At 39.6% G+C, this 19,715-nt stretch carries 27 protein-coding genes; 13 read left to right on the forward strand and 14 right to left on the reverse strand.

Annotated elements, in window-relative coordinates; genetic code table 11:
- Positions 1-21: 21 nt before the first annotated feature.
- On the reverse strand, positions 22-249 hold the full coding sequence (locus AAGC65_RS08285; RefSeq protein ID WP_343111966.1) for a hypothetical protein: 228 nt from the start codon (positions 247-249) through the stop codon (positions 22-24).
- 524 nt (positions 250-773) lie between these two features.
- Here AAGC65_RS08285 and AAGC65_RS08290 point away from each other — a divergent pair.
- The 3 genes from AAGC65_RS08290 to AAGC65_RS08300 all read left to right on the forward strand — a co-directional run bounded on the left by AAGC65_RS08290 (position 774) and on the right by AAGC65_RS08300 (position 2,687).
- Complete coding sequence (locus AAGC65_RS08290) at positions 774-1,004, forward strand: hypothetical protein (RefSeq protein ID WP_343111967.1); 231 nt, start codon at positions 774-776, stop codon at positions 1,002-1,004.
- A 319-nt stretch (positions 1,005-1,323) separates the two neighbouring features.
- Positions 1,324-1,971 (forward strand): hypothetical protein, encoded by a 648-nt coding sequence (locus tag AAGC65_RS08295; RefSeq protein ID WP_343111968.1) that lies wholly within the window; start codon positions 1,324-1,326, stop codon positions 1,969-1,971.
- Between the two features lie 65 nt (positions 1,972-2,036).
- Positions 2,037-2,687: a hypothetical protein gene (locus AAGC65_RS08300; RefSeq protein ID WP_343111969.1), complete on the forward strand. Its 651-nt coding sequence runs from the start codon at positions 2,037-2,039 to the stop codon at positions 2,685-2,687.
- Between the two features lie 217 nt (positions 2,688-2,904).
- Here the strand turns inward: AAGC65_RS08300 and AAGC65_RS08305 are convergent, their stop codons facing one another.
- The gene (locus AAGC65_RS08305; RefSeq protein WP_343111970.1) at positions 2,905-3,042 is read right to left on the reverse strand and encodes a hypothetical protein; all 138 of its coding nucleotides are present in this window, start codon (positions 3,040-3,042) and stop codon (positions 2,905-2,907) included.
- Between the two features lie 84 nt (positions 3,043-3,126).
- Between AAGC65_RS08305 and AAGC65_RS08310 the strand changes: the two genes are divergently transcribed.
- The gene (locus AAGC65_RS08310) at positions 3,127-4,197 is read left to right on the forward strand and encodes an acyltransferase (RefSeq protein ID WP_343111971.1); all 1,071 of its coding nucleotides are present in this window, start codon (positions 3,127-3,129) and stop codon (positions 4,195-4,197) included.
- A gap of 239 nt (positions 4,198-4,436) precedes the next feature.
- Here the strand turns inward: AAGC65_RS08310 and AAGC65_RS08315 are convergent, their stop codons facing one another.
- Complete coding sequence (locus tag AAGC65_RS08315) at positions 4,437-5,264, reverse strand: alpha/beta hydrolase (protein ID WP_343111972.1); 828 nt, start codon at positions 5,262-5,264, stop codon at positions 4,437-4,439.
- A gap of 245 nt (positions 5,265-5,509) precedes the next feature.
- Here AAGC65_RS08315 and AAGC65_RS08320 point away from each other — a divergent pair, with 245 nt between their 5' ends.
- The 3 genes from AAGC65_RS08320 to AAGC65_RS08330 all read left to right on the forward strand — a co-directional run bounded on the left by AAGC65_RS08320 (position 5,510) and on the right by AAGC65_RS08330 (position 7,360).
- Positions 5,510-6,337, forward strand: coding sequence for an N-acetylmuramoyl-L-alanine amidase (locus AAGC65_RS08320; RefSeq protein WP_343111973.1), 828 nt, complete (start codon positions 5,510-5,512; stop codon positions 6,335-6,337).
- A 69-nt stretch (positions 6,338-6,406) separates the two neighbouring features.
- On the forward strand, positions 6,407-6,628 hold the full coding sequence (locus AAGC65_RS08325; protein WP_343111974.1) for a hypothetical protein: 222 nt from the start codon (positions 6,407-6,409) through the stop codon (positions 6,626-6,628).
- Between the two features lie 156 nt (positions 6,629-6,784).
- Positions 6,785-7,360: a YceI family protein gene (locus AAGC65_RS08330; protein WP_343111975.1), complete on the forward strand. Its 576-nt coding sequence runs from the start codon at positions 6,785-6,787 to the stop codon at positions 7,358-7,360.
- A gap of 79 nt (positions 7,361-7,439) precedes the next feature.
- Here the strand turns inward: AAGC65_RS08330 and AAGC65_RS08335 are convergent, their stop codons facing one another.
- The gene (locus AAGC65_RS08335; protein WP_343111976.1) at positions 7,440-7,835 is read right to left on the reverse strand and encodes a hypothetical protein; all 396 of its coding nucleotides are present in this window, start codon (positions 7,833-7,835) and stop codon (positions 7,440-7,442) included.
- A 118-nt stretch (positions 7,836-7,953) separates the two neighbouring features.
- On the opposite strand from AAGC65_RS08335, the gene AAGC65_RS08340 reads away from it, so the two are divergent.
- Together AAGC65_RS08340 and AAGC65_RS08345 are read left to right on the forward strand one after the other, a co-directional pair.
- Positions 7,954-9,204: a DUF2130 domain-containing protein gene (locus AAGC65_RS08340; RefSeq protein ID WP_343111977.1), complete on the forward strand. Its 1,251-nt coding sequence runs from the start codon at positions 7,954-7,956 to the stop codon at positions 9,202-9,204.
- Positions 9,205-9,703: 499 nt separating this feature from the next.
- Positions 9,704-10,624, forward strand: coding sequence for a ChbG/HpnK family deacetylase (locus AAGC65_RS08345; protein WP_343111978.1), 921 nt, complete (start codon positions 9,704-9,706; stop codon positions 10,622-10,624).
- A gap of 18 nt (positions 10,625-10,642) precedes the next feature.
- Here the strand turns inward: AAGC65_RS08345 and AAGC65_RS08350 are convergent, their stop codons facing one another.
- Positions 10,643-10,852 carry a hypothetical protein gene (locus tag AAGC65_RS08350; RefSeq protein WP_343111979.1) on the reverse strand — a complete coding sequence of 70 codons (210 nt, stop codon included), beginning with the start codon at positions 10,850-10,852 and terminating at the stop codon, positions 10,643-10,645.
- 106 nt (positions 10,853-10,958) lie between these two features.
- Between AAGC65_RS08350 and AAGC65_RS08355 the strand changes: the two genes are divergently transcribed.
- Complete coding sequence (locus AAGC65_RS08355) at positions 10,959-11,972, forward strand: ABC transporter ATP-binding protein (protein ID WP_343111980.1); 1,014 nt, start codon at positions 10,959-10,961, stop codon at positions 11,970-11,972.
- 92 nt (positions 11,973-12,064) lie between these two features.
- On the opposite strand, the gene AAGC65_RS08360 is transcribed toward AAGC65_RS08355, so the two are convergent.
- The 5 genes from AAGC65_RS08360 to AAGC65_RS08380 all read right to left on the reverse strand — a co-directional run bounded on the left by AAGC65_RS08360 (position 12,065) and on the right by AAGC65_RS08380 (position 15,795).
- On the reverse strand, positions 12,065-13,027 hold the full coding sequence (locus AAGC65_RS08360; protein ID WP_343111981.1) for an EamA family transporter: 963 nt from the start codon (positions 13,025-13,027) through the stop codon (positions 12,065-12,067).
- Between the two features lie 8 nt (positions 13,028-13,035).
- A complete protein-coding gene (locus AAGC65_RS08365; RefSeq protein ID WP_343111982.1) occupies positions 13,036-13,515 on the reverse strand; it encodes an Lrp/AsnC family transcriptional regulator in 480 nt (159 codons plus the stop codon).
- 293 nt (positions 13,516-13,808) lie between these two features.
- Positions 13,809-14,099: a DUF3892 domain-containing protein gene (locus AAGC65_RS08370; protein WP_343111983.1), complete on the reverse strand. Its 291-nt coding sequence runs from the start codon at positions 14,097-14,099 to the stop codon at positions 13,809-13,811.
- A 140-nt stretch (positions 14,100-14,239) separates the two neighbouring features.
- Positions 14,240-14,455 (reverse strand): hypothetical protein, encoded by a 216-nt coding sequence (locus AAGC65_RS08375; protein ID WP_343111984.1) that lies wholly within the window; start codon positions 14,453-14,455, stop codon positions 14,240-14,242.
- 89 nt (positions 14,456-14,544) lie between these two features.
- Positions 14,545-15,795: a metallophosphoesterase gene (locus tag AAGC65_RS08380; protein ID WP_343111985.1), complete on the reverse strand. Its 1,251-nt coding sequence runs from the start codon at positions 15,793-15,795 to the stop codon at positions 14,545-14,547.
- A gap of 114 nt (positions 15,796-15,909) precedes the next feature.
- On the opposite strand from AAGC65_RS08380, the gene AAGC65_RS08385 reads away from it, so the two are divergent.
- The gene (locus AAGC65_RS08385) at positions 15,910-16,779 is read left to right on the forward strand and encodes a glycoside hydrolase family 16 protein (RefSeq protein WP_343111986.1); all 870 of its coding nucleotides are present in this window, start codon (positions 15,910-15,912) and stop codon (positions 16,777-16,779) included.
- Between the two features lie 198 nt (positions 16,780-16,977).
- Positions 16,978-17,175: a hypothetical protein gene (locus tag AAGC65_RS08390; protein ID WP_343111987.1), complete on the forward strand. Its 198-nt coding sequence runs from the start codon at positions 16,978-16,980 to the stop codon at positions 17,173-17,175.
- Between the two features lie 92 nt (positions 17,176-17,267).
- Here the strand turns inward: AAGC65_RS08390 and AAGC65_RS08395 are convergent, their stop codons facing one another.
- Complete coding sequence (locus AAGC65_RS08395; RefSeq protein WP_343111988.1) at positions 17,268-17,930, reverse strand: Pr6Pr family membrane protein; 663 nt, start codon at positions 17,928-17,930, stop codon at positions 17,268-17,270.
- 131 nt (positions 17,931-18,061) lie between these two features.
- Here AAGC65_RS08395 and AAGC65_RS08400 point away from each other — a divergent pair, with 131 nt between their 5' ends.
- Entirely contained in the window at positions 18,062-18,295 is a 234-nt protein-coding gene (locus AAGC65_RS08400; protein WP_343111989.1) for a hypothetical protein, read from the forward strand.
- Between the two features lie 13 nt (positions 18,296-18,308).
- Here the strand turns inward: AAGC65_RS08400 and AAGC65_RS08405 are convergent, their stop codons facing one another.
- The 3 genes from AAGC65_RS08405 to AAGC65_RS08415 are packed head-to-tail and all read right to left on the reverse strand — an operon-like array spanning position 18,309 to position 19,578.
- Positions 18,309-18,524: a hypothetical protein gene (locus AAGC65_RS08405; protein WP_343111990.1), complete on the reverse strand. Its 216-nt coding sequence runs from the start codon at positions 18,522-18,524 to the stop codon at positions 18,309-18,311.
- 19 nt (positions 18,525-18,543) lie between these two features.
- Positions 18,544-18,957: a hypothetical protein gene (locus AAGC65_RS08410; RefSeq protein WP_343111991.1), complete on the reverse strand. Its 414-nt coding sequence runs from the start codon at positions 18,955-18,957 to the stop codon at positions 18,544-18,546.
- Between the two features lie 48 nt (positions 18,958-19,005).
- On the reverse strand, positions 19,006-19,578 hold the full coding sequence (locus tag AAGC65_RS08415; protein WP_343111992.1) for a sigma-70 family RNA polymerase sigma factor: 573 nt from the start codon (positions 19,576-19,578) through the stop codon (positions 19,006-19,008).
- Positions 19,579-19,715: the final 137 nt, after the last annotated feature.

Genomic DNA, 19,715 nt, shown 5'->3' on the forward strand with positions numbered 1-19,715 from the left:
GACAATTGAAAATGTTACGGCTTAGTAAAGCGTAGCTTCAACGGTTTTACTCACCTGACTTTGGTGGCGCTTTTTATAGGCAATAGCTGCTGTGCAAATAAGCACACAAAAAATAAGAGCTACCTCTATAAAAAAGTGGATCATAGGGATGTGTTCCGGGCTTTTTGAGAGTAAAACACCGGCATCCGGCAATAATAAACCAAATAGGGGAAAACAAAAAAACATTCTTAATATTGTTAATTTTTCCATAATTATTAACATTTAGTATGATAATACTAAGGCGCGCATGATTTTTTTACTATTTAAATAAAATGGCGTTCCTGCTGTGGTACTACAAACGGAGGAGGGTAATTGTTTCGGCTTTTTCGAGTTTGTTTTTTCAAGAGGAGAAACCCTCCGGGAGGGGGGACTTAACAGCGGGTTTTCGACTTCGATCATTCAATCATGTAATAATAAGTTTTGCACAAAATCAAAATTATTTTATATCATGATAAACGTGTCGGTTTATCATAACCACATCAAGTAATATTGTTTTGAAGAAAAGAAATTTTTTAATAATTTATTTATAAGTATATGATATATAGTTGTTTACTTATATTTTTGATAAAACGTTTTAGTTTTGGTGATTTGTTAAATCAATTTTATGGTTTAATTTTTTTTGGTGTGTCTTAATATAATTAACCTGATTGAAATATTGTTTTACTTTTAAAGAAAAAAAATACTTGCATTGTATTCCTAAAAGGTGTAGATTAGGCCTATATTTAGTTAAACACATGGAAGAATTAGTAATTTTTAGAATTTTTGCAAGTTTTCCTCTGTTTGGCCTTTTGCTACCAGATATTTCATCTCTCTTTATCTATCCTGCAAAAAGTATATCAGCAACTCACCTGTATATTGAAGGCTTTTTGTTGGTAGCTGTATCTATTTGTACCGGAGGTATATGGTATCATCAAAAACAAGGAAAAAGTAGTAATAGTAGTATACAAATGGCGGGTACTAATTAAACTTATAAATATCATATTTTTCATTTTAGTCCAATTTTATAAACCTATATTTAATACCCCTATGCCCAATGCCTGGTTTGCGAGAACCAGGCTTTTTATTGCACTAAATTTTAGTCTTTAACCTATAGTATATAACAGGCATATTATTCAATATATGATTGTGAGTTAAGGTTTTTTTATATTTTTACCGCAAATGAGCCTTAATCAATTTACTCCCGGCAACTTAGTTGCTATCTACTCTAAAGCCTGTTTCGCTAAACAAAAGCTTTATACAAAAAGTATCTTAATTTTAATATTCGCCTGTTTTTTTAACACTGCAATGGCCCAGCACCGTTCAACCGCTGCATTAACTTATGGCGGCGGAAGCAACGGCGGCGGCGATTTTGAGTCAGGTTATGGTATTACATTTGGCTTGGGGTATGATTTGCCGCTTGGCTATTTAAAAGATATTTATAAACCTGCGGTATCTTATAATTTAGGGGTATCGCGTTTTTTAGGGGATTTTACTGTAGGCCTGAATGTAGGTTATCATGCTTACAAACCCAAGGATGGATTAATTAGTGTTGAGGTTGATAACGGCCAAAATGTAGATCAGCAGACGATTGACTATACAGGCATTTTTAGCAAGTTTAAAGTTTTTGAAGGTTATGCCAGCGCAGTTTATAATGTGGATGTAGCCGATGGCGTAAAAATTAATTGTGGTTTAAACTTAGGCGGCTATTATACTGAAAATATTATCCCGTACTTTACTTCTGATGAAACAGTTGTTCCGCTTGAGCAACATTTACGCAATTTTTATGTAGCCCCACGCCTTGGTGCTGTTTTTATGCTGAGTGATCAGATTGCTTTAACCTTGGATGGCAAATACAACTTTTTTACCCCAATGACAAAATCTCAGTATGATACAGGTTCCGGCACGTTTTATACGTCTATGGCCGTGCAGGCTGGGGTAGTGGTTAAACTTTAAGTTGCCTCTGAAAATTTTGAAATGGTTCAACAATAATTTTCGCTGCTGCAATTAATATTTTATAGATGCGCGATCTGAAAAGAGGTGAAATAAAACAGATTTTAAGCGATGGGGTTGCCGAATTTATTCCAGAATTTACCTTCTTAGTTTACAAAAAACACTGTTACACTTACCAACGGGAAAGGCATATTGGAGATGTAATTGTTCATGAGCTTTTCCATATCAACTTTTCTTTGAGTAACCGTAATTTATCCTGTTCAGTAGCATCCAGACTCAATAAAGCCCTAATTAACGATAATAGTTATAATGGAGGGATGATCAACCCACATGTAGATTTAATCTCCTTAAAAAAAGGAACCGGAGCAATAAATATCCTCGAAGCTTATTACTTTCATGATGGAAAATTTGAAACAACAGCAATGGTTGTTGAAGAAATGTTTAAGGATCTTAAGAATTACGGTCTTGATTTCTTTAATAAACAATTTGACAGATTATTGCATAATCAAATTATTCAAGTTGGTTTAAGTCATATTAAATCTATACCTAAACTTCATATTAAATCCGCCGATGATAGTTTTAGTGAAAAACTTCAACTGGAATTGAAAGAACGGCTTTTTGACATAAAAGGACAATCAAGGGAGGATAGAAAAGAAATCGTCAGAACCGCGAGAGAGTTAATAAATTTATATTTTGAAAATCTGGAATCAATAGTTTAGCACAAGCACTTTCTCAAAATAAGTCTATTCTGGGTTCTTTGAGAATAAGCTGGGATGCTGTTTATAGATTTGGTAGCTTAAGTTCAAAGACTTATTCTTTAATAAACAACTTATTGGGGGTACTAACACGATACGTAACAATAATACTTACATAGGTTGACATGCGGGTTACGGCGGAACGGGATACAGTAACGTTTGTATAGGTTCAGGAGCAAGTTTAGGTAATAACAACGACAGTATTCTTATTCAAACTGGTGAAGGTGATCGCAGAATTAAAATCACTGATGCTGGTTTCGAGGTGGCTGCTGATAATGGTGCAGCTCCAGTGGCCGGGGCTGCTGTTGAATCTACTCATAAGATACCCGTTGTTTGGAACGGTGTCACCTATTATTTGCTTGTAAGTAACGTGTAGCTAAATTTTGATTATTATTGTGAAGCAATGATAATTAGAAAATTAGCCTATATAGACGCTTTAAGAGGGCTTGCCATATTAGCCGTAATGTTAGTGCATTGCGGCTATGCTGGAAGCCCTCTTTTTATTCCAGCCACCGTTAGCAACATCGTTCGGCAGGGCGCATTCGGTGTACAGCTGTTTTTTGTTGCAAGTGCATTCACTTTGTTTTTGTCTTTTGAAGCGCGATCTATTACTGATAAGCACAGAGCTTTGTATTTTTTTATACGCCGTTTTTTTCGGATAGCTCCAATGTACTACATTGCGATGCTCTACTATCATTTTCAAAACTCCAGTAATGTTCATACACAGGATGTAGTCGCAAATCTATTTTTTGTGCACGGTTTAAACCCTAATTGGATTGCCACAATGGTGCCCGGTGGCTGGACGACTAGCGTAGAAATGATATTTTATTGCTTTGTGCCCCTTTTATATGCAAAAATCAAAAGTTTAAAGCAGGCTTACAATTTTGCTCTAATATGCTTAGTGATTAGGATTATTGCTAACACTTTGTTGCGCCATTATCCCTTAGTAAATGATAGTAATGTTTGGAATGAGTTTTTGTATTACTATTTTATAAATCAGCTCCCGATTTTCGCTTTAGGCATTGTGCTGTTTTTCTTAGTTAAGGAGCGCGGTCACATTGATAATTACCCGCGCATTATAGCTACAGCAACTGCGCTTATGTTTGTGCAGCTCTGCGCAAGCCCTAATACGGTTTTTCCAGCGGAGTTTCTATTCGGTGTAGCATTCGTTATTCTGGCCCTTTTTTTAAGCAGGTTTAATGTTTTATTGCTTTTAAATCCAGTTGTTACCAATATTGGCAAGGTTAGCTACAGTATGTATTTAACGCACTTCGCTGTGCTGTATTGGTTTGAAAAATTAAATATAATCAGCCTTTTGAACGTGACTGGAGCTTTTACCGCGATAGTAAATCTTATAGTACGTTTCGTTATGGTTGCGCTCGTTTCTTTCATGGTTTCCAGTCTCTTTTATCGAATAATCGAATTGCCTTTGCAAGCTGTAGGGAAACGGTTAATTACTTTTTTAAATAGATAGTTATTAAAGTTTTTTGCGGGTTTCTGCTACTTAAGCAAGGTGGGAAAAAAATAATGCCTTACAGCAGATATTTAAAGGCATTTTAATCATATTTTTGAAACCAGACAGGTAAAAAGCAGTTTTTAGGCACAAAAAAAGGCCATTTTTAGGCCCGTCAATCAATCGAAATTCTTTAAAATTGCTTTAAAAAACCTTACAAATGGTTTTAAATTTGCTTACAAGTCCATTTCGCGATTTTATTATTTTTTCCTAAAAGGCTGTTCAAAAAAGTCATTCACTTTTTGGTTAAACTCAGCGCTGTGTTCAATAAGGGTTGCGTGACCCGAATTGGGGACTATCCATAATTTGGCAAGCGGAATATTTTGCGAAATAAGGATAGTGTGCGGAGTAGGGATCAGGTCATGATCGCCACCGATTATAAGCGATGGGCATTTAATGGTTTTTATTTCTGAAAGCTTAATATTAGGCTGAAACCAATCAAGCAGAAATATCTTCCAGTCGTTTTTTTCTTTTGCTGTTTTAAGTACGGTATTCTTTTTGGCATTGTATTCTTTTTGCTCGTCTTTCCAGTATGACGGAACAAGGCCTGTTGAGTCGGGCCATAAGTTGGCTCCGGTTGAAGCAAGTTTGATCACCTTTTCCGGATGGCGCATAGCCAGTTCAAGGGCATTGATACCGCCATCACTCCAGCCAATAACGTAGGCCGAATCAATATGCATGGTATCCAGCAGGGCGGCAAAGTCATCGGCCATCATCTCAAAACTTAATGAATCGCGGTTATCTACCGATTTACCATGCGCGCGGCTATCTACAGCAATAACTTTATACTTTTCAGAAAAATAAGGGATATTATTACTAAAAGCACTCATGCTGCCGCCATTGCCATGTATCAGCAATAAGGGTTTACCGGTTCCATAAACCTCAGTATATAATTTAATACCCCTTACATTATAATATTTACCGGCTGCCGGGTTATTACCATAATCAATTTTGGAGTGCCGGCTGCATGAGGTTATCATAACCCCCATAAACATGATAAGTGGTAATATTAGCTTTTGAATTTGCATAAAGGTTAAGCGTGCTGGCAGATAATTGAAGGCTAATATATGGTTTTAACATTGTACAGTTATAGTCGCATTCAAATTCGGGCTACGGTTAAATGTAAGCGTATTTGAAAAATCTTATACTAACACGCTAACTAATATTACCTTTGCGTTATTAACTTAAACACTTTTAACTACATACGTAAAACAATATCATCATAAAAGGAATTATAGATATATGTTTTGCTATCCGTATCAATATATTTTGCATGCCTGCTATTTGCCTAAAAAGTAATAACCTCATTTCATTTCTTTTTTTTATCGCCGGCTTGTTTAGCTCTACTATTTGCATCGCCCAGCAGGATGCCGCAGCCAAAAGCATTTCAAGTACCTTTAAGTTTAAAACAGTAATTATTGATGCGGGGCATGGCGGTAAAGATCCTGGCGCTCATGGAGCTTATTCTAATGAAAAGAGCGTTGCCCTCGGTGTAGCCAAAAAACTAAGGGATATGATCAATGATGAAATGGGTAGTGTCAAAGTAGTGATGACGCGCAGTACCGATGTTTTTGTTGAGCTGCACAAACGTGCCGATATCGCTAATGATAACCACGGTAACCTGTTCATATCCATCCATTGTAACTCCTCACCGCAGCGCCGTGGTACTGAGCGGGGGCCTTTATTGCTGGTATATGGTTTTCACCGCAGCCAGGAACAACGCGAGGCTTTACGTGAGAATGCTTCTATCTATATAGAAAAAGACTACAAGGATAAATACAATGGCTATGGTGATGATGCCATTGTAAATACCATTGTGCTAAATGCGTTTCAGCAAAAATACCGTAAACAAAGTATCCAGTTTGGCGACCTGGTTGCCAACGAATTTAAAAAGACCGATGGCCGCCGCAGTCACGGTGTTAAAGAACAGGGAGTACTGGTGTTGGCCCAAAGTGGCATGCCGGCTGTTTTGGTTGAAACCGGTTTTATCAACAACGCGTCTGATGAGGCGTATCTTAATTCCAGCGCGGGCCAGAATGAAATAGCCCGATCAATACTCAGAGCCCTAAAACAATACCGCGATAATTTGGAAGGAAGATAGGTCGGGTTCATGTTCTTTACATGCACAAATTGTTTAGCAATTGCTTAGCTTAGTATAAAAAATATTACCGTGGAACCTTTTACTGTAACCATTAATGAAGTAGATTACCAGGTAAGCCTTCATTCCGGATTTCCTAAACTGTTTGATGTTTATAACCGTGATATTAATTATACCATAGGTAAAACAGATGCAGGTAACTGGGTTTATATCAAGCATGAGCCATCATCGGCGGTAATTCCTCTTGAACAAATAGGTAGTGCAATCGACGAGCGGACGGCTGAAGATCAGTGATTTTTATGCAATTATTTCTTTAAGTCTATTAAAATAGTAGTACTTTGTCATGCGATTTTAATAAAAAGATGTTTAAACATGTATTTTTGAAAAAGATCAAAATCATTTTCTACTTTTGGGCCATAAACAAAAAGAAATTTAAAAATTTTAAGCACAATGAAAAAGATCTTTATCCTGTTGGCATCTGCATTTTTGTACACGGCAGCATCAGCACAAACTACCTGGACTGTTGACAAAGCTCACTCAAACGTTAAATTTACTGCTACTCACTTAATGGTATCAGACGTTGATGGTACTTTCAAAAATTATGATGCAACTATCGTAGCTTCAAAACCTGATTTTAGCGATGCTAAATTCCAAATCAGCATTCAAACTGCATCATTAACTACTGATCAGGATCAACGCGACGCTCACCTTAAAAGCGATGCCTTTTTCGATGTGGCAAAATTCGGAACCCTTACTTTCACCAGCACCGGTATCACTAAAACATCTGACAAACACTACAAACTTACCGGTAACCTTACCCTACATGGCGTAACTAAACCGGCTACTTTTGATTTATGGTACCGCGGTACAATTGTTAACCCAATGAGCAAAGCTGATGACGCAGGCTTCCAGTTAACAGGTACTATCAAACGTTCTGATTTTACTTTTGGTTCTTCAATTCCTGCTGCCGTAGTTAGCGATGAAATCGCGATCAAAGCAAACGGCGAATTTGCTAAAGCTAAATAATTATAATTAACATATTAATGCAAGCGGCCTGCTCATGTAAATGGGCAGGCCGCTTATTTTTTAAATCGTTTGTCTTTTCTTATTCGTCAGAAAGGAGCTGTTTAATGGTATCAAACCACAGCTGGTTGTTGGTGCCAAAAAATTTATGATCAACAATCAGGTATATGGTATTTGTACCTTCTTTAGTTTTGTACCTGAGCCTTAGGGGCTGGCAAAACAAACCGTTGTTTTTTATGAATGATCGTTTATACACATCGTCGAAACCCAAATATATCTGTTCCAATTTATCAAGGGGAATATGCAGGTAGTTATAGCCATCAATAACCAGGCTATCTGCCGTTAAAATAATTTCGCCTTCACGGTGATGCGGTGGTGGGGTGAGTGAAAACAAGGCACCTGTCCCATCAGCTAATGTGTAGCCTGCAATTTCATAATCGAAGCTCCAGAGCGCTTTACCTATTTGTAAAATTTGCATCGTTTAAATCTCGCTAATATAATTGATAACTGCAACCACGAAGGTTATAGTATTATACACACTAAGTAATTTAGCTATATTTGGTCAGCGGAACTATTTTTTCGCGATATTTTACATTATGGCTACAGAAGTTAAGTGCCCAAGTTGTGGTTTCGGTTTTCCGATAGAGGAGGTGATGGCCGAGGAGTATAAAAAAGAACTCCGGGTTAAAATGCAGGATTATACCCGCCAAAAAGAGGAGGAGTACCGTAAAAAGGATGAGGAGTTTGCTTCTCAACAACGTCAGCAAAAGGAAGCTTTTGAGCAACGCCTTACCGACGAAAAAAAACAATTGCAGTTGGCGATGGAGCAAAACCTGCGCAAATCTATCAGCCAGGATTATGAGAACCAGTTACACATGCTCAAAACATCCGCTCAGGAAAATGAGGAGAAACTGAAGATAGCCCGCCAAAAGGAATTGGAAAGTTTACAACGCGAAAAGGCACTAAAGCAGCGGGAAGAAGAAATTGAGCTCGACGTGCAGCGCAAACTGCAGGAGCAGCGTAACGAGCTGAGCGAGCAGATCCGTAAGCAGGAAAACGAACGCCACAGCATAAAAGATACAGAATACCAGCTAAAAGTTAAGGAGCTTGAAAAACAGCTTGACGACCAGAAAAAATTGGCCGAAGAGATGAAGCGTAAAGCCGAGCAGGGCTCCATGCAATTGCAAGGCGAAGCACAGGAATTGATACTGGAAGAACTGCTACGCAATTACTTCCCGTTTGATGTGATCAGTGAGGTAGGCAAAGGCGTACGCGGTGCCGATTGTATACAAACCGTACGTAACCAGTTTGGCCAGGAATGCGGTCGTATTATATATGAAAGTAAGCGCACCGCGACCTTTGGTGCCGACTGGATTGAGAAACTCAAGAAAGATATGCGCGGTGTTGGCGTTGACGTGGCCGTGATAGTTACCCAGTGTTACCCAAAAGGGATGGATTGCTTTGGCGAAAAAGACGGGGTATGGATTTGCAGTTTTGATGAGGTAAAGGCGGTATCCTATATTTTGCGCGATGGGGTGATCAAACTGTCCAACCAGGCTCGGTCGCAGGAAAATAAAGGCGATAAAATGCACTTGCTGTACGATTATTTAACCAGTAGCGAATTTTCTGAACAATGGAAAGCCATCCGTGAGGGATACATGAGTATGCGCCTGTCCATACAAAAAGAACGCGACGCGATGGAGAAAATGTGGAAGGCCCGCGAAAAACAACTGGAAAAGGTACTGTTGAATGCGGCTCATATTAAAGGCAGCATTGAAGGCATCGCGGGCAATGATACCATACAGTTGAGTCTGACAGATGATGAAGATGCTTTGCTATTGGAATAGTTAATGTTTCAATAAGAATAAAAGTAAAAAGCGCGGGACTGTGCGATTCCCTTCCTTGGGAGGGTAATAGCTCATGAAGGTGGTTTAATCAATTCACCCTGTTGATATACTCACCCCGACATCGCTACGCTTGTCGACCCTCTCTTCAGCTTCGCTGGAAAGAGGGTGAAGCAATAATTTCCATTATCTTTTTGTCTTTTATCTATCATCCCTTTTCCTACCCTCTTTCCGCCACCGGCGAAGAAAGGGTGGTCCAGCGAAGCGTAGACCGGGTGAGTCACTTGTAGGCCATACAAATTCTAAAATTATGTTTTTTCATGGACTATTATCCTGTCTCGGAGAGGGAATTAATAAATAATCTTCATTGTATAATTTTTAATACAAAAGGCCGGTTACACAATAACCGGCCTTTTGTATTTTGGAAATTTATTATATTAACCTCCAGAATATTTGCCACTCAAGTATTTACCAAAACATATCCTGAAATTATTTAAAACGTATGAAAAAAGTTACTGCCCTTTATTTGTGTATGTTTTTATTGGCTATGGTTTCGTTGCAGGCCAATGCGCAATCGTCAAACAAACTTCCTGAATTACTCATCAGGCTTGATGATATCGGCATGAACCATTCGGTAAACATGGCGGCCCAAAAAGTAGCCGAAACCGGGATGCCGTTTTCCGTATCGCTGCAGTTTGCCTGTCCCTGGTACCAGGAAGCGGTAGAAATACTGAAAAAATACCCACAGGTAAGCGTAGGTGTGCATTTAACCCTTACATCTGAGTGGAAAAATTATCGCTGGGGCCCGGTATTGGGTCGCACTGCTGTACCGAGCCTGGTTGATAATAACGGATACTTCCCGCAATCAACCCGGGCGTTTGCCAAAAGTGGCTACAAGCTCGATGAGGTTGAAAAAGAACTATCTGCACAAATTGAACGCGCTTTAGCCTCGGGCTTAAAGATCAGCTATATTGATCCGCATATGGGCATTGCCTTATCAACTCCCGAACTGCGGGCATTAACCGAAAAACTGGCGCATAAGTATAAATTAGGCATATCCATATTAAGCAGTGTTAACTACTTTGGTGAAACTTACAAGGAAATGTGGGGCGAACCTATCGCTACCAAAAAATCGGCATTTTTAGATTACCTGAATACTAAGCTTGATGCTAAACGTCCCAACCTCATGGTGCTGCACGTTGCTACCCCAAGCCCCGAAATGGATGTGCTGGTTGATATGAACAGTAACATGATGAACGGTAAGGATGGTAAACCACTAACCAGCCTGCACCGCCAAACTGAACTGGCTGCGCTGCTGTCGCCGGAGTTTAAAAGCATGATCGGTAAAAAATTCAAGCTGATTAATTATCAGCAATTGTTGGCAACCAAAGATATCAGCGTACTTAAAACTTCGGATAAGTAGGCTATATTAAGCAACAGCTTATTTTTTGGAGGTGATCACAATTACAATACCACCAACGAGTAATATGCCGCCCAAATATGGTGGCCAGCTAATGGTTTTTTGTCTGTCGGCCGATACCTGTATGGGGCCGGCATCAATAATTTTTTCTTTTTTGGTGTAGGTAAAGCCGGTCCATGCCAGCATAATGGCCCCTATAATAATGAGTACTATTCCAATTGTTTTGTTCATAGTCTGTGGTTTAAGTGTATTAATATAATAAGGGTTAACATTATCATTTGTTTGCTCGTTTAAAGTACCTGCATATGCCTTTTGGGGTAATTAACTTTTTTATTGCATGAATGATAGTCTGATACTGGAAACCATATCGGTAACCAAGAATTTTTTTGGCGATAAATCTTCCGGTGTTAATAACATAACCATATTTATACCAAAGGGTAAAATAACAGCCATTGTAGGCGAAAGCGGCAGCGGCAAAACCACGCTGCTTAATTTGTTATATGGTAATTTACAACCCGATCATGGTGAGGTTTTTTTTAAGGAAGAACAGGTTTTAAGCCGGGAGCTGGGGATACAGCACGCGCACAAAGTAATGCGCATGGTTACCCAGAATGGCAGCGATATAGATAATCAGTTATCTGTTTGGGATACCGTAAGTGATGGGCTACCCGAAGAAGATAAAAGCCTGACCATCCAAAAAGTGACCGAAGCATTAAATATGCTTCATATATATCAGCTTAAAGAGCAACCGTTTGGCAAGCTGAGCGGGGGCGAAAAACAGCGGGTAACCATTGCTAAAGCCCTGATAAGCCGTCCCGAAGTGCTGCTGCTTGACGAGCCCTTTAACCAGGTTGACGCCACTTACCGTGAAGGCTTGCAGCAGGATATCAGGTATATAGTGCAGGAGTGGGGCGTTACGGTGGTGCTGGTATCGCATGATCCGGCTGAAATACTATCAATGGCTGATGAGTTGATTGTTTTAAAGGAAGGCGAAATAGTAGAGAATGGCAGCCCGGAGGAGCTTTATCACTCGCCTAAGTTGCTGTACACCTCGCAAATACTGGCCAGTTGCAGCCGGCTTACCTCGGCGCAGGCACGGGTATGCGGTATAAAAAGCAAGCGGGGGATAGTTGTTATTTATGCCGAGCATATCAAAATTAACAGACTTGGCCTAAAATGGCTGGTAAAGCAAGTGTTGTTTAAAGGCTTTTATGAAGAACTGATCATTGAGCGCGATGATGTTACCCTGCGCGTTACCAATTACCAACGTGGCAAATACCCAAAAGGCAGCAAGATCAGTATCAGTATTGGTAAATATTTTGAGTTTGGTAAATGGGAAGGCCTCACCTAAATCCTCTCCAAGGGGGAGGACTTGAAATAAATATGCAACACTTACGAAGTTTTTAAAACTTCGTAAGTGTTCTATTTAGAATAAAGCTGGTTTTACTTAACTGCAACCAACGCCATTTTAGCTTGTTTCTCTTTGCGATACTTGCTCAGGTTTATCAGCAGCACACTACCTAATATAATCACAAGTCCTGCTATTTGCAAAATGCTGATGTTTTCGCCTGCAAACAACACGCCCAATATAACCGCGATAACCGGATTAACATAAGCATAAGTACTTACCTGGGTTGCCGGGCGCACCTGCAAAAGCCATACATAAGCGCTAAAGGCGGCTATGGAACCAAAAACTATCAAATAAAGTAAAGCGTACCAACTGCTTGCCGGAATGTTTTGCCATTGCAAGCTTTGCACCTCATGATGTAAAAAGGCCGATGGTAGAAATATAAAACCCGCCGACAACATTTGCCAGGCTGTATTTACCGATGCCGAACCCTGTGTGTTAAAATATTTAGAATATAAAGACCCGCCTGCCCATGATACCGAACCTACAAGCAATAACAACATACCCGGCAGTTTTGAATTACCGGTTGATGCTCCGAACAAGCCCTCTAATTGTTCGCTAAATAATAGTATTACTCCAACAAAGCCAATAATAAGCCCTATCACGGTTGATGTGCTTTTCAGGTTTACACTCCAGTTTTGTCTGTCGAGCAGTACAAACCAGATAGGGGGAGATGATACCATAATAGCCACCATAGCGCTCGGTAGCGTTTGCTCGGCCCAGATCACAGCACCGTTACCAATAACCAGCAGGAAAAAACCACTGACCGCTGCATGGATCATGTTACGCCTGATAAAGATCTTTTCGCCTTTGATCATACACCATATGAATAATAGTATACCGGCTGTGATAAAACGAAGACCGCCCAGCAACAGCGGCGGAAAGCCTACCACAGCTATTTTTATGAAAAAATAAGTAGAGCCCCAAACCAGGTAAACAGTGGCAAAGGCGATGATAACTAACAGGGGCGATGCGGATTTTTGAGGTGTTAAGGTCATGATGCTATTTATTTTTCGGGTATAACCAATTGTTGTTGTTCTTTCACGGTTTCAAGCACGATGGTGGTGCGGGTGCTCAAAATATTAGGTATTTTACTAAACTGTGTACGCATAATATGCATTAACGAGGCTGAATCGTAGGTGCGTACTTTCACCAGGTAACAATCGTCGCCGGCAACATGGTGTACTTCCTGTACTTCGGGTATCTTGGCCAGCTCAATGGTAGCGTTGCTGCTGCCCGGCCCGTCAGATGCTTTCATGAATATAAAGGCCAATAATTTTTGTTGTAATGCAACCGGGTTTATGCGGGTAGTGTACTGTTGTATCACTTTTTTCTGTTCCAGTTTTTTTACGCGCTCCAATATACCAGATGGTGCCATTCCGAGTTCACGGGCAAGGTCGGCATTTGATATACGGGCATTCTCCTGCATCAGGCGTAAAATATGGAGGTCTATCTTATCTAAAATTATTTCCGGCTCATTTATCATACTGTAATATTAAGATTTTTGTGAATTTAATTCAATGATTATTTAATTAAATGAATTTAATTCGACAAAACTGCATTTATTATGTTTAAACATCTATTTTTTTATTGTTATAGAAAAAGCAAGTAAGAGGCAAGCAAGACGATGGCCTGATGAGTTTAATCAATAAAAATAGACGGGAAGGTGGCGACAGAATTGATCAGGCCGATTGAGTTCGAAATTATAAAAAGGCTATAAAAAACAAACACCCATCAAAATTATGACAGGTGCAAGCAGATAAGGTTTAGGTTTCTTTGTTATCCTATCACCAAAAGGTTTAATAATTTATCGGGCTTTGTTTCATCAAAAGCCGTTTTAACATATTTGTAGCCGTTTTTAGTGGTTGCGGTAAGTAATTTGGCTTTGTTTCCTTCTTCGTCTAAAACGTACGCTGTTCCGTTGTCGTTTATCCAATCAAAAAGGACATCTCTGGTGGTAATACCGCGATTTTGAGTGTAGTCATCAATCCACACTAATGAGTTAATAGCCAGGTATGGGTTGTCATACTCGCCATTATTGCTGTTTACTCCTGTTATTCGTAAGGGCATAGTTAGTACATCAGGGATTCGAGGCCTAAAGTCTGAATTATACAATAGCGTGTCAATCCGTGAAAACACCGTATTTTTAATTGTATAAAAACAGTGTTTTCACGGATTGTTCCTGCTAATTGTATTGGTTCACAAACTTTTCAAATTTTGATGATACTATCATTTTTACGGTGATGTGTACTTTTTGTTTCAGGTTTGGGGATGTGTTTGATAACAGTTACTAAAGCACCGGCTATAAGCCCGGTTGCTTTTATGCCGAAATTTACAAAAGGTTTCATTACTTGCCAGACATTACTATGCGTGGTTTGCGCATCTGCATTGGTTTTGCCTGCCCTTTTTAATTCATGAGGTACCATATTTTGATTTTTAGGTGATGTATCAAATTTTTGCTCAATACTAATAAGATAAAAACCTTGCCAAAAATCAAAATCAGGCGTGTTACCCGTTACGCTTTTTTCCGGAGTGTAATTACAGTAACCTCTGGCCAAATACCTAAACGGCCTGAAAAAGCCAAGAAGCCGAAACCGCGGTTTACATATAGGTATCGGTTTTTTTCATTAACAAGACCGGCCCAATCCAGGTATCGGTATTTTACCGGACTCCATTTAATGCCCGCGGCCTCCACGCCAAATTGCGCGCCATGCGTATGTCCCGATAAAGTAAGGTGCACTGTGGTATCATGATAGCGCACCTGCTCTTCCCAATGTGTAGGATCATGTGATAGTAGGATCTTAAAGGCATCTTTAGGCACTCCCTGCAATGCCTTATTCAAATTGCCAATCTGGATAAAGCCGCGTCCCCAGTTTTGTACGCCTATGAGTGAAATTTTTTGACCGTTTTTTTCGATGGTCACGTTTTCGTCAAGTAACAGCCGGTAACCCAGATCTTGATGGTGTTGTTTTAATAGGTCAAGGTTTGCAGCTTTTTCCTGTTCGCTGTTCCATTGTATATAATCCCCGTAATCATGATTGCCTAATATCGAAAATTGGCCATAAGGTGCTTTGATCTGTTTAAAGCGATCAATATATGGTTCAATTTCAGTGGCTACGTTATTGACCAGGTCGCCGGTAAAAACAAACAGGTCACTTTTCTGCGCTTTAGCCAGATCAATCCCGCGCTGCATGGCTCCGGTATTGTCAAAACTTCCTGAGTGGATGTCTGATAACTGGGTAATGGTAAAGCCATCAAAAGCATCGGGCAGATCATTAAAATATATTGTTTTGGTATGCAATTTATAGGAATACTTGCCCTTAGTCATGGCATAAATTAACGACGTAAACGGAACCGAAGCTACCAGCACGGCAATTTCGCTGATAAATTTTCTTCGCCCCGGAAATGCGGGCTGGCTATGGTTACCACTGGCCATATTAAACAGGCCTATTACAAACCTGCCCAGATCACCCAGTGATAAAATGATCACGAAAAATAACTTGGTAATAAAAAAGGTAAGGAACAGGCTTAAAACCCATTCATGAAATGGCCGCATGCCGGTGGCAGTGCTAAAGCTGCCAAAACCGATCAAAAATAAGGCGACTATACCAACAGATACCAGTAAGTATCCAAACAGCGTCAGGTTGCGCCACAACTGTGGCCAGTCGGCACTTAAGGTTTTTAGTCCCGAAAATACGTACCAGTCAAACAGTAAACTTATTGCCGAGATAATTAAGAACACCCTGAAAAAACCGCTGTTGTGCATATAATGATTTATGAGTCTGCAATTTATAAAAGCTGTAGTAAAATCAATGTAAAAATTAGGGGACGAAGATCTATTAACCGTTATTCACTATTTTAGTAGCTTATTATCATATCCATGAAACCATATTCCATTTTATTATCAGTCGCATTATTAACAGCCGTGCACGCAAATGCACAACACCGGGCTAAAGCAGATACCGTATTTTTTGAGGATTTTAACGAGCAAAACATTGACCGCAGCAAGTGGAATGTGGAAGTGACCGGCAACACCGTCAATGATGAACAGCAGGCCTACGTTGATTCGGCCGCTACTATATATATGGTAAAAGGTAAAGCTGCAGAAGGAGCAAAAAATGGCGCATTGGTTTTGAAGGCACTGTATAAACCTGGTTTCACCAGTAAGGAGCAAAAGAAGTACGATTTTATATCGGGCCGTATAAATACCCGCGCTAAAATGGAGTTTACTTATGGCACGGCTTCGGCACGCATGAAAATGGCAGCAGGAGCTGGCCTATGGCCAGCGTTTTGGGCTCTTGGAAATGGCAACTGGCCCGATTGCGGTGAAATAGATATTATGGAAACCATTGGCGACTCGAGCTGGGTGAGCCATGCACTGCACGGGCCAAATTATTTTGGTGATACACCACTCGTTTATCGGGCGCATTTTACTGCAGGTATTGATGTTAGCCAATGGCATATTTACTCGGTTGACTGGAGCCCGGCCAGCCTTATTTTTAAAGTTGATGGCAAGGTAACTTATACCGTAACCAAACCTATGGTTGAAAAATATGGCCGGTGGGCATTTGACAATAAAAAATTCATTATCCTGAATTTTGCTTTAGGTGGAGGCTATCCCGGTGGATATAATAAAATTAAGCAGCCTTACTTTGGTTTATCGGAAAATACAGTGAATAAAATAAAGGCCGGTAACGCCAAGGTACTTGTTGATTGGGTACTGGTAACTAAAAATGAAAAGCAGCAATAACTGTTAAAGTTTGTTAAAGAAGGGTAACAACTAAATACGGTTAATAATACCTGCTATAAGTTTGCGTTTAAGATTTATAAAATGCAAAAAACGCAAAAATATAATGTTTGGATAGTCCAAATTTTACTTTTTTAAAACATTGTACTTATTGTAATTGCGTAATTTTGAATTATCATCATTATTAAAACATCTATCATTATGGCAATATTAACAATTCAGATCCCGGACAGTGAAGTACACACCTTATCAAGCATTATTGAACAGGTAGCAGGCAGTGTAATAAAAGTTAACGCAGACGAAGATATTCATACTAACGAATGCCTTCAAAAAGAAGATTTTTTTATCAAAAGCAAATTAGGTCAATCACTCCATAATAATTACTTATGGAATGATTAAGCAATAAATAATAATTAAAAAAACTGTTAATACACCATAAAGGAGAAGCCTTGCTGTAAAAAGCAAGGCTTCTCTGTTTTATGTATAGATGTTTATGATGTTTTTGAGCTCAGCTTCCGTGTAATAAATACAAGTAACAGGCCCAGTAAGAGGAAAACCGCCAATAATCCCAGCGAGTTGATGATAATAACGTTGTAGCCTAACTTACCTGCATCAATAAAGGGATATGGGTAAAGGTTTGTAAGCGCTCCGCGGATGAGCACATACAACAGATACAGGAAAGGATACCATAGCCAGTTTAATGCCTGACTCCATTTTAGTTTTTGTTTTCTGACGAAGATTAGCCAGTAAACAATAAAAAGCAAAGGGTTTACCACATGTAGTAATTCATCGGCCAGTTTTAATAAACCGGTGGGCTGCCATATGCCACGCAGGATAATATTGTAAACCAACCCTACAATAATAATGTAAAGTATAATTCCGGTAAATACATATCCGCGGGAGAAAAAGTTATGAAGCCAGCTTTGCGGTTTTAACAATAAGGCAATCAAGCTTAAGCCTGCCAAAATATTACACTGGATGGTAAAAAAGCTAAAAAATTGCACCAATGCGCCGGGCAGGCTCCAGCCTTTATGAAGCAGGTCGGGCATTGAAATACAAAACTGCAATATCAACCCAAACCATATTGTTACTATCGAAAAAAATAAAATGGTAGTTGATAATCTGCCAGGGTTTTGGATTGGTGTTTTTAGCATATCATCTTTTTAATAAAGATAATAATATCACTTATTAAATGAATAAACTGCACTAAACAAAATCTATATTTATTTATTAAATTTCGATACCTAAGTAACAATATCTGAATTTTATTCGTATAAATCATTTAATGAGCAGCTCTTTAAGTATACCGAAAACTATATTTTGCAAATTTTGTAAAATATGTGGGGCGCGGCCTGTTATTCAGGCAGATAGAACAGGGTTGTATGTGGTTAAATGCCCTAATGATAATGGCCATTATCAAACCCGCGCGGGATTAATTGACATTGATGACTGGAACCGGAACAATACGGTTAGGTTTGGTACAGACCCTGGCACCAATCCCTGGGTTTTTGCCAAGTAATGTTATTTGTCTCCTAATACTTGAGCTCCTGGCAATGGATGCCGGCTTTTCCCAACAGTGTTTCTACATATCGTGGCGAGAGTCCTTTGGCTACTATCCGTAATATATTATCACAATCTTCCAGGTCAAAGTTCCATTGTGCAATAGCCGGAACTTTGGTAAGCAGGGCAGTTACCTTGTTTATCTGCCGTGGTTCCTTAACGCTTGTTGAAAATACCAGCACTTCCATTGTTATATAGTTTTATAGGTTATTTGTCTTTGTCTTCCTGCTCGGTTTTAAAGTCGTTTTCCCACTGACGGCCAAATTTGCCAAAGCCACCCCGGTTTTCCCAATGGCACATGCGGTCGCGCATTTTGGCTTTGAATTTTTCCTGTTCTTCCGGGCTCAGGTTTTTGAAGCGTTCTTCCATGCGTTTGCGCATCCAGGGTGCGCCACCGCCGCCCCATCCGGGCCTGCCGCCTTTGCCAAAACCAAACAGTATTTTGCATAAAATAAATATGCCCGCTGCCTGCCAAAAAGTAATGGTGCTTACATGCAAAATATCGGGCAGCAAATTGTTCCATAACTGCATCACCACAAAACTCACCAGTGATAATACGGCAACGGCTATTACAGGGATGAATATGAACCTGTATGGCCTTTCAAAAAATATCCTTCTCATTTTTCTAATTTTTTAATGTGTGGTCCCGATTTCAGGCGAGACCAATTTTTAATATTCTGTTATTTCTTTATACAATTGTTGTAATCGTTTACGCAGGTGCAGCACCGCGTATCTTTTACGCGATACCAGCGTTTGCATCTTTTCGCCGGTAAGGTCTGCTATTTCCTGGAACGACAGATCATCCAGCTCATGCCACACAAATACGTCCTTTTGTTCACAGGGCAGTTCATCAAGTGCAATAAATAACTGGTCCCAAAACAGGTTGCGCACATATTCGGTTTCGGGCGTGCTGGTTTCGGTGAACAGCAGGTCTTTCAGGTCGGCGGTATCATCCTCGTCAGTATCAGCAGCAAGCATATCATCAAGCAGTGTTTCTGTTTTCTTTTTATGCTTATCGGTTATTTTATTGCGGGCCACGCGGTAAAGCCAGGCGCTGGTTTGTTCAATAGGCTCCGAGTTGATCACCGAGCTAAACTGGTACCAAACATCCTGCAGTATGTCTTCGGCATCGGCATCGCTTTTTACCCTCCGCCTAATAAAACCCAACAGGCTTTTACCATACGCTTTAATAGTATGTATAATGTGACTGTTCTTATCTTCGGGCATTAGTGCGGTGATCAATTTTTTGCTTCTTATAAAGATATAGACGATTGAGCTTTTAAAACATTTTAAATTATTTTGAGATTTTTTTGGGACTATTGGACTTTTGGACAAAGGACTATTGGAGTAAGGACAAAAGATAACAAAGCTTCTTATAT

Origin of the sequence: Mucilaginibacter sp., from assembly GCF_039207105.1 — a bacterium.
Taxonomy (GTDB): Bacteria; Bacteroidota; Bacteroidia; order Sphingobacteriales; family Sphingobacteriaceae; genus Mucilaginibacter.

Bases quoted from the DNA above. Each gene is read 5' to 3' on its own strand.
- AAGC65_RS08380 (WP_343111985.1), bottom strand. From the start codon at position 15,795: ATGCACAACAGCGGTTTTTTCAGGGTGTTCTTAATTATCTCGGCAATA.
- AAGC65_RS08370 (WP_343111983.1), bottom strand. From the start codon at position 14,099: ATGCCCTTACGAATAACAGGAGTAAACAGCAATAATGGCGAGTATGAC.
- AAGC65_RS08375 (WP_343111984.1), bottom strand. From the start codon at position 14,455: ATGGTACCTCATGAATTAAAAAGGGCAGGCAAAACCAATGCAGATGCG.
- AAGC65_RS08305 (WP_343111970.1), bottom strand. From the start codon at position 3,042: ATGAGTAGATTCAACAGCAGCCCCGGCCACTGGAGCTGCACCATTATC.
- AAGC65_RS08295 (WP_343111968.1), top strand. From the start codon at position 1,324: ATGGCCCAGCACCGTTCAACCGCTGCATTAACTTATGGCGGCGGAAGC.
- AAGC65_RS08345 (WP_343111978.1), top strand. From the start codon at position 9,704: ATGAAAAAAGTTACTGCCCTTTATTTGTGTATGTTTTTATTGGCTATG.
- AAGC65_RS08405 (WP_343111990.1), bottom strand. From the start codon at position 18,524: ATGGAAGTGCTGGTATTTTCAACAAGCGTTAAGGAACCACGGCAGATA.
- AAGC65_RS08300 (WP_343111969.1), top strand. From the start codon at position 2,037: ATGCGCGATCTGAAAAGAGGTGAAATAAAACAGATTTTAAGCGATGGG.
- AAGC65_RS08355 (WP_343111980.1), top strand. From the start codon at position 10,959: ATGAATGATAGTCTGATACTGGAAACCATATCGGTAACCAAGAATTTT.
- AAGC65_RS08335 (WP_343111976.1), bottom strand. From the start codon at position 7,835: ATGCAAATTTTACAAATAGGTAAAGCGCTCTGGAGCTTCGATTATGAA.
- AAGC65_RS08330 (WP_343111975.1), top strand. From the start codon at position 6,785: ATGAAAAAGATCTTTATCCTGTTGGCATCTGCATTTTTGTACACGGCA.
- AAGC65_RS08395 (WP_343111988.1), bottom strand. From the start codon at position 17,930: ATGCTAAAAACACCAATCCAAAACCCTGGCAGATTATCAACTACCATT.
- AAGC65_RS08360 (WP_343111981.1), bottom strand. From the start codon at position 13,027: ATGACCTTAACACCTCAAAAATCCGCATCGCCCCTGTTAGTTATCATC.
- AAGC65_RS08350 (WP_343111979.1), bottom strand. From the start codon at position 10,852: ATGAACAAAACAATTGGAATAGTACTCATTATTATAGGGGCCATTATG.
- AAGC65_RS08320 (WP_343111973.1), top strand. From the start codon at position 5,510: ATGCCTGCTATTTGCCTAAAAAGTAATAACCTCATTTCATTTCTTTTT.
- AAGC65_RS08390 (WP_343111987.1), top strand. From the start codon at position 16,978: ATGGCAATATTAACAATTCAGATCCCGGACAGTGAAGTACACACCTTA.
- AAGC65_RS08340 (WP_343111977.1), top strand. From the start codon at position 7,954: ATGGCTACAGAAGTTAAGTGCCCAAGTTGTGGTTTCGGTTTTCCGATA.
- AAGC65_RS08365 (WP_343111982.1), bottom strand. From the start codon at position 13,515: ATGATAAATGAGCCGGAAATAATTTTAGATAAGATAGACCTCCATATT.
- AAGC65_RS08310 (WP_343111971.1), top strand. From the start codon at position 3,127: ATGATAATTAGAAAATTAGCCTATATAGACGCTTTAAGAGGGCTTGCC.
- AAGC65_RS08290 (WP_343111967.1), top strand. From the start codon at position 774: ATGGAAGAATTAGTAATTTTTAGAATTTTTGCAAGTTTTCCTCTGTTT.
- AAGC65_RS08315 (WP_343111972.1), bottom strand. From the start codon at position 5,264: ATGCAAATTCAAAAGCTAATATTACCACTTATCATGTTTATGGGGGTT.
- AAGC65_RS08285 (WP_343111966.1), bottom strand. From the start codon at position 249: ATGGAAAAATTAACAATATTAAGAATGTTTTTTTGTTTTCCCCTATTT.
- AAGC65_RS08400 (WP_343111989.1), top strand. From the start codon at position 18,062: ATGAGCAGCTCTTTAAGTATACCGAAAACTATATTTTGCAAATTTTGT.
- AAGC65_RS08410 (WP_343111991.1), bottom strand. From the start codon at position 18,957: ATGAGAAGGATATTTTTTGAAAGGCCATACAGGTTCATATTCATCCCT.
- AAGC65_RS08385 (WP_343111986.1), top strand. From the start codon at position 15,910: ATGAAACCATATTCCATTTTATTATCAGTCGCATTATTAACAGCCGTG.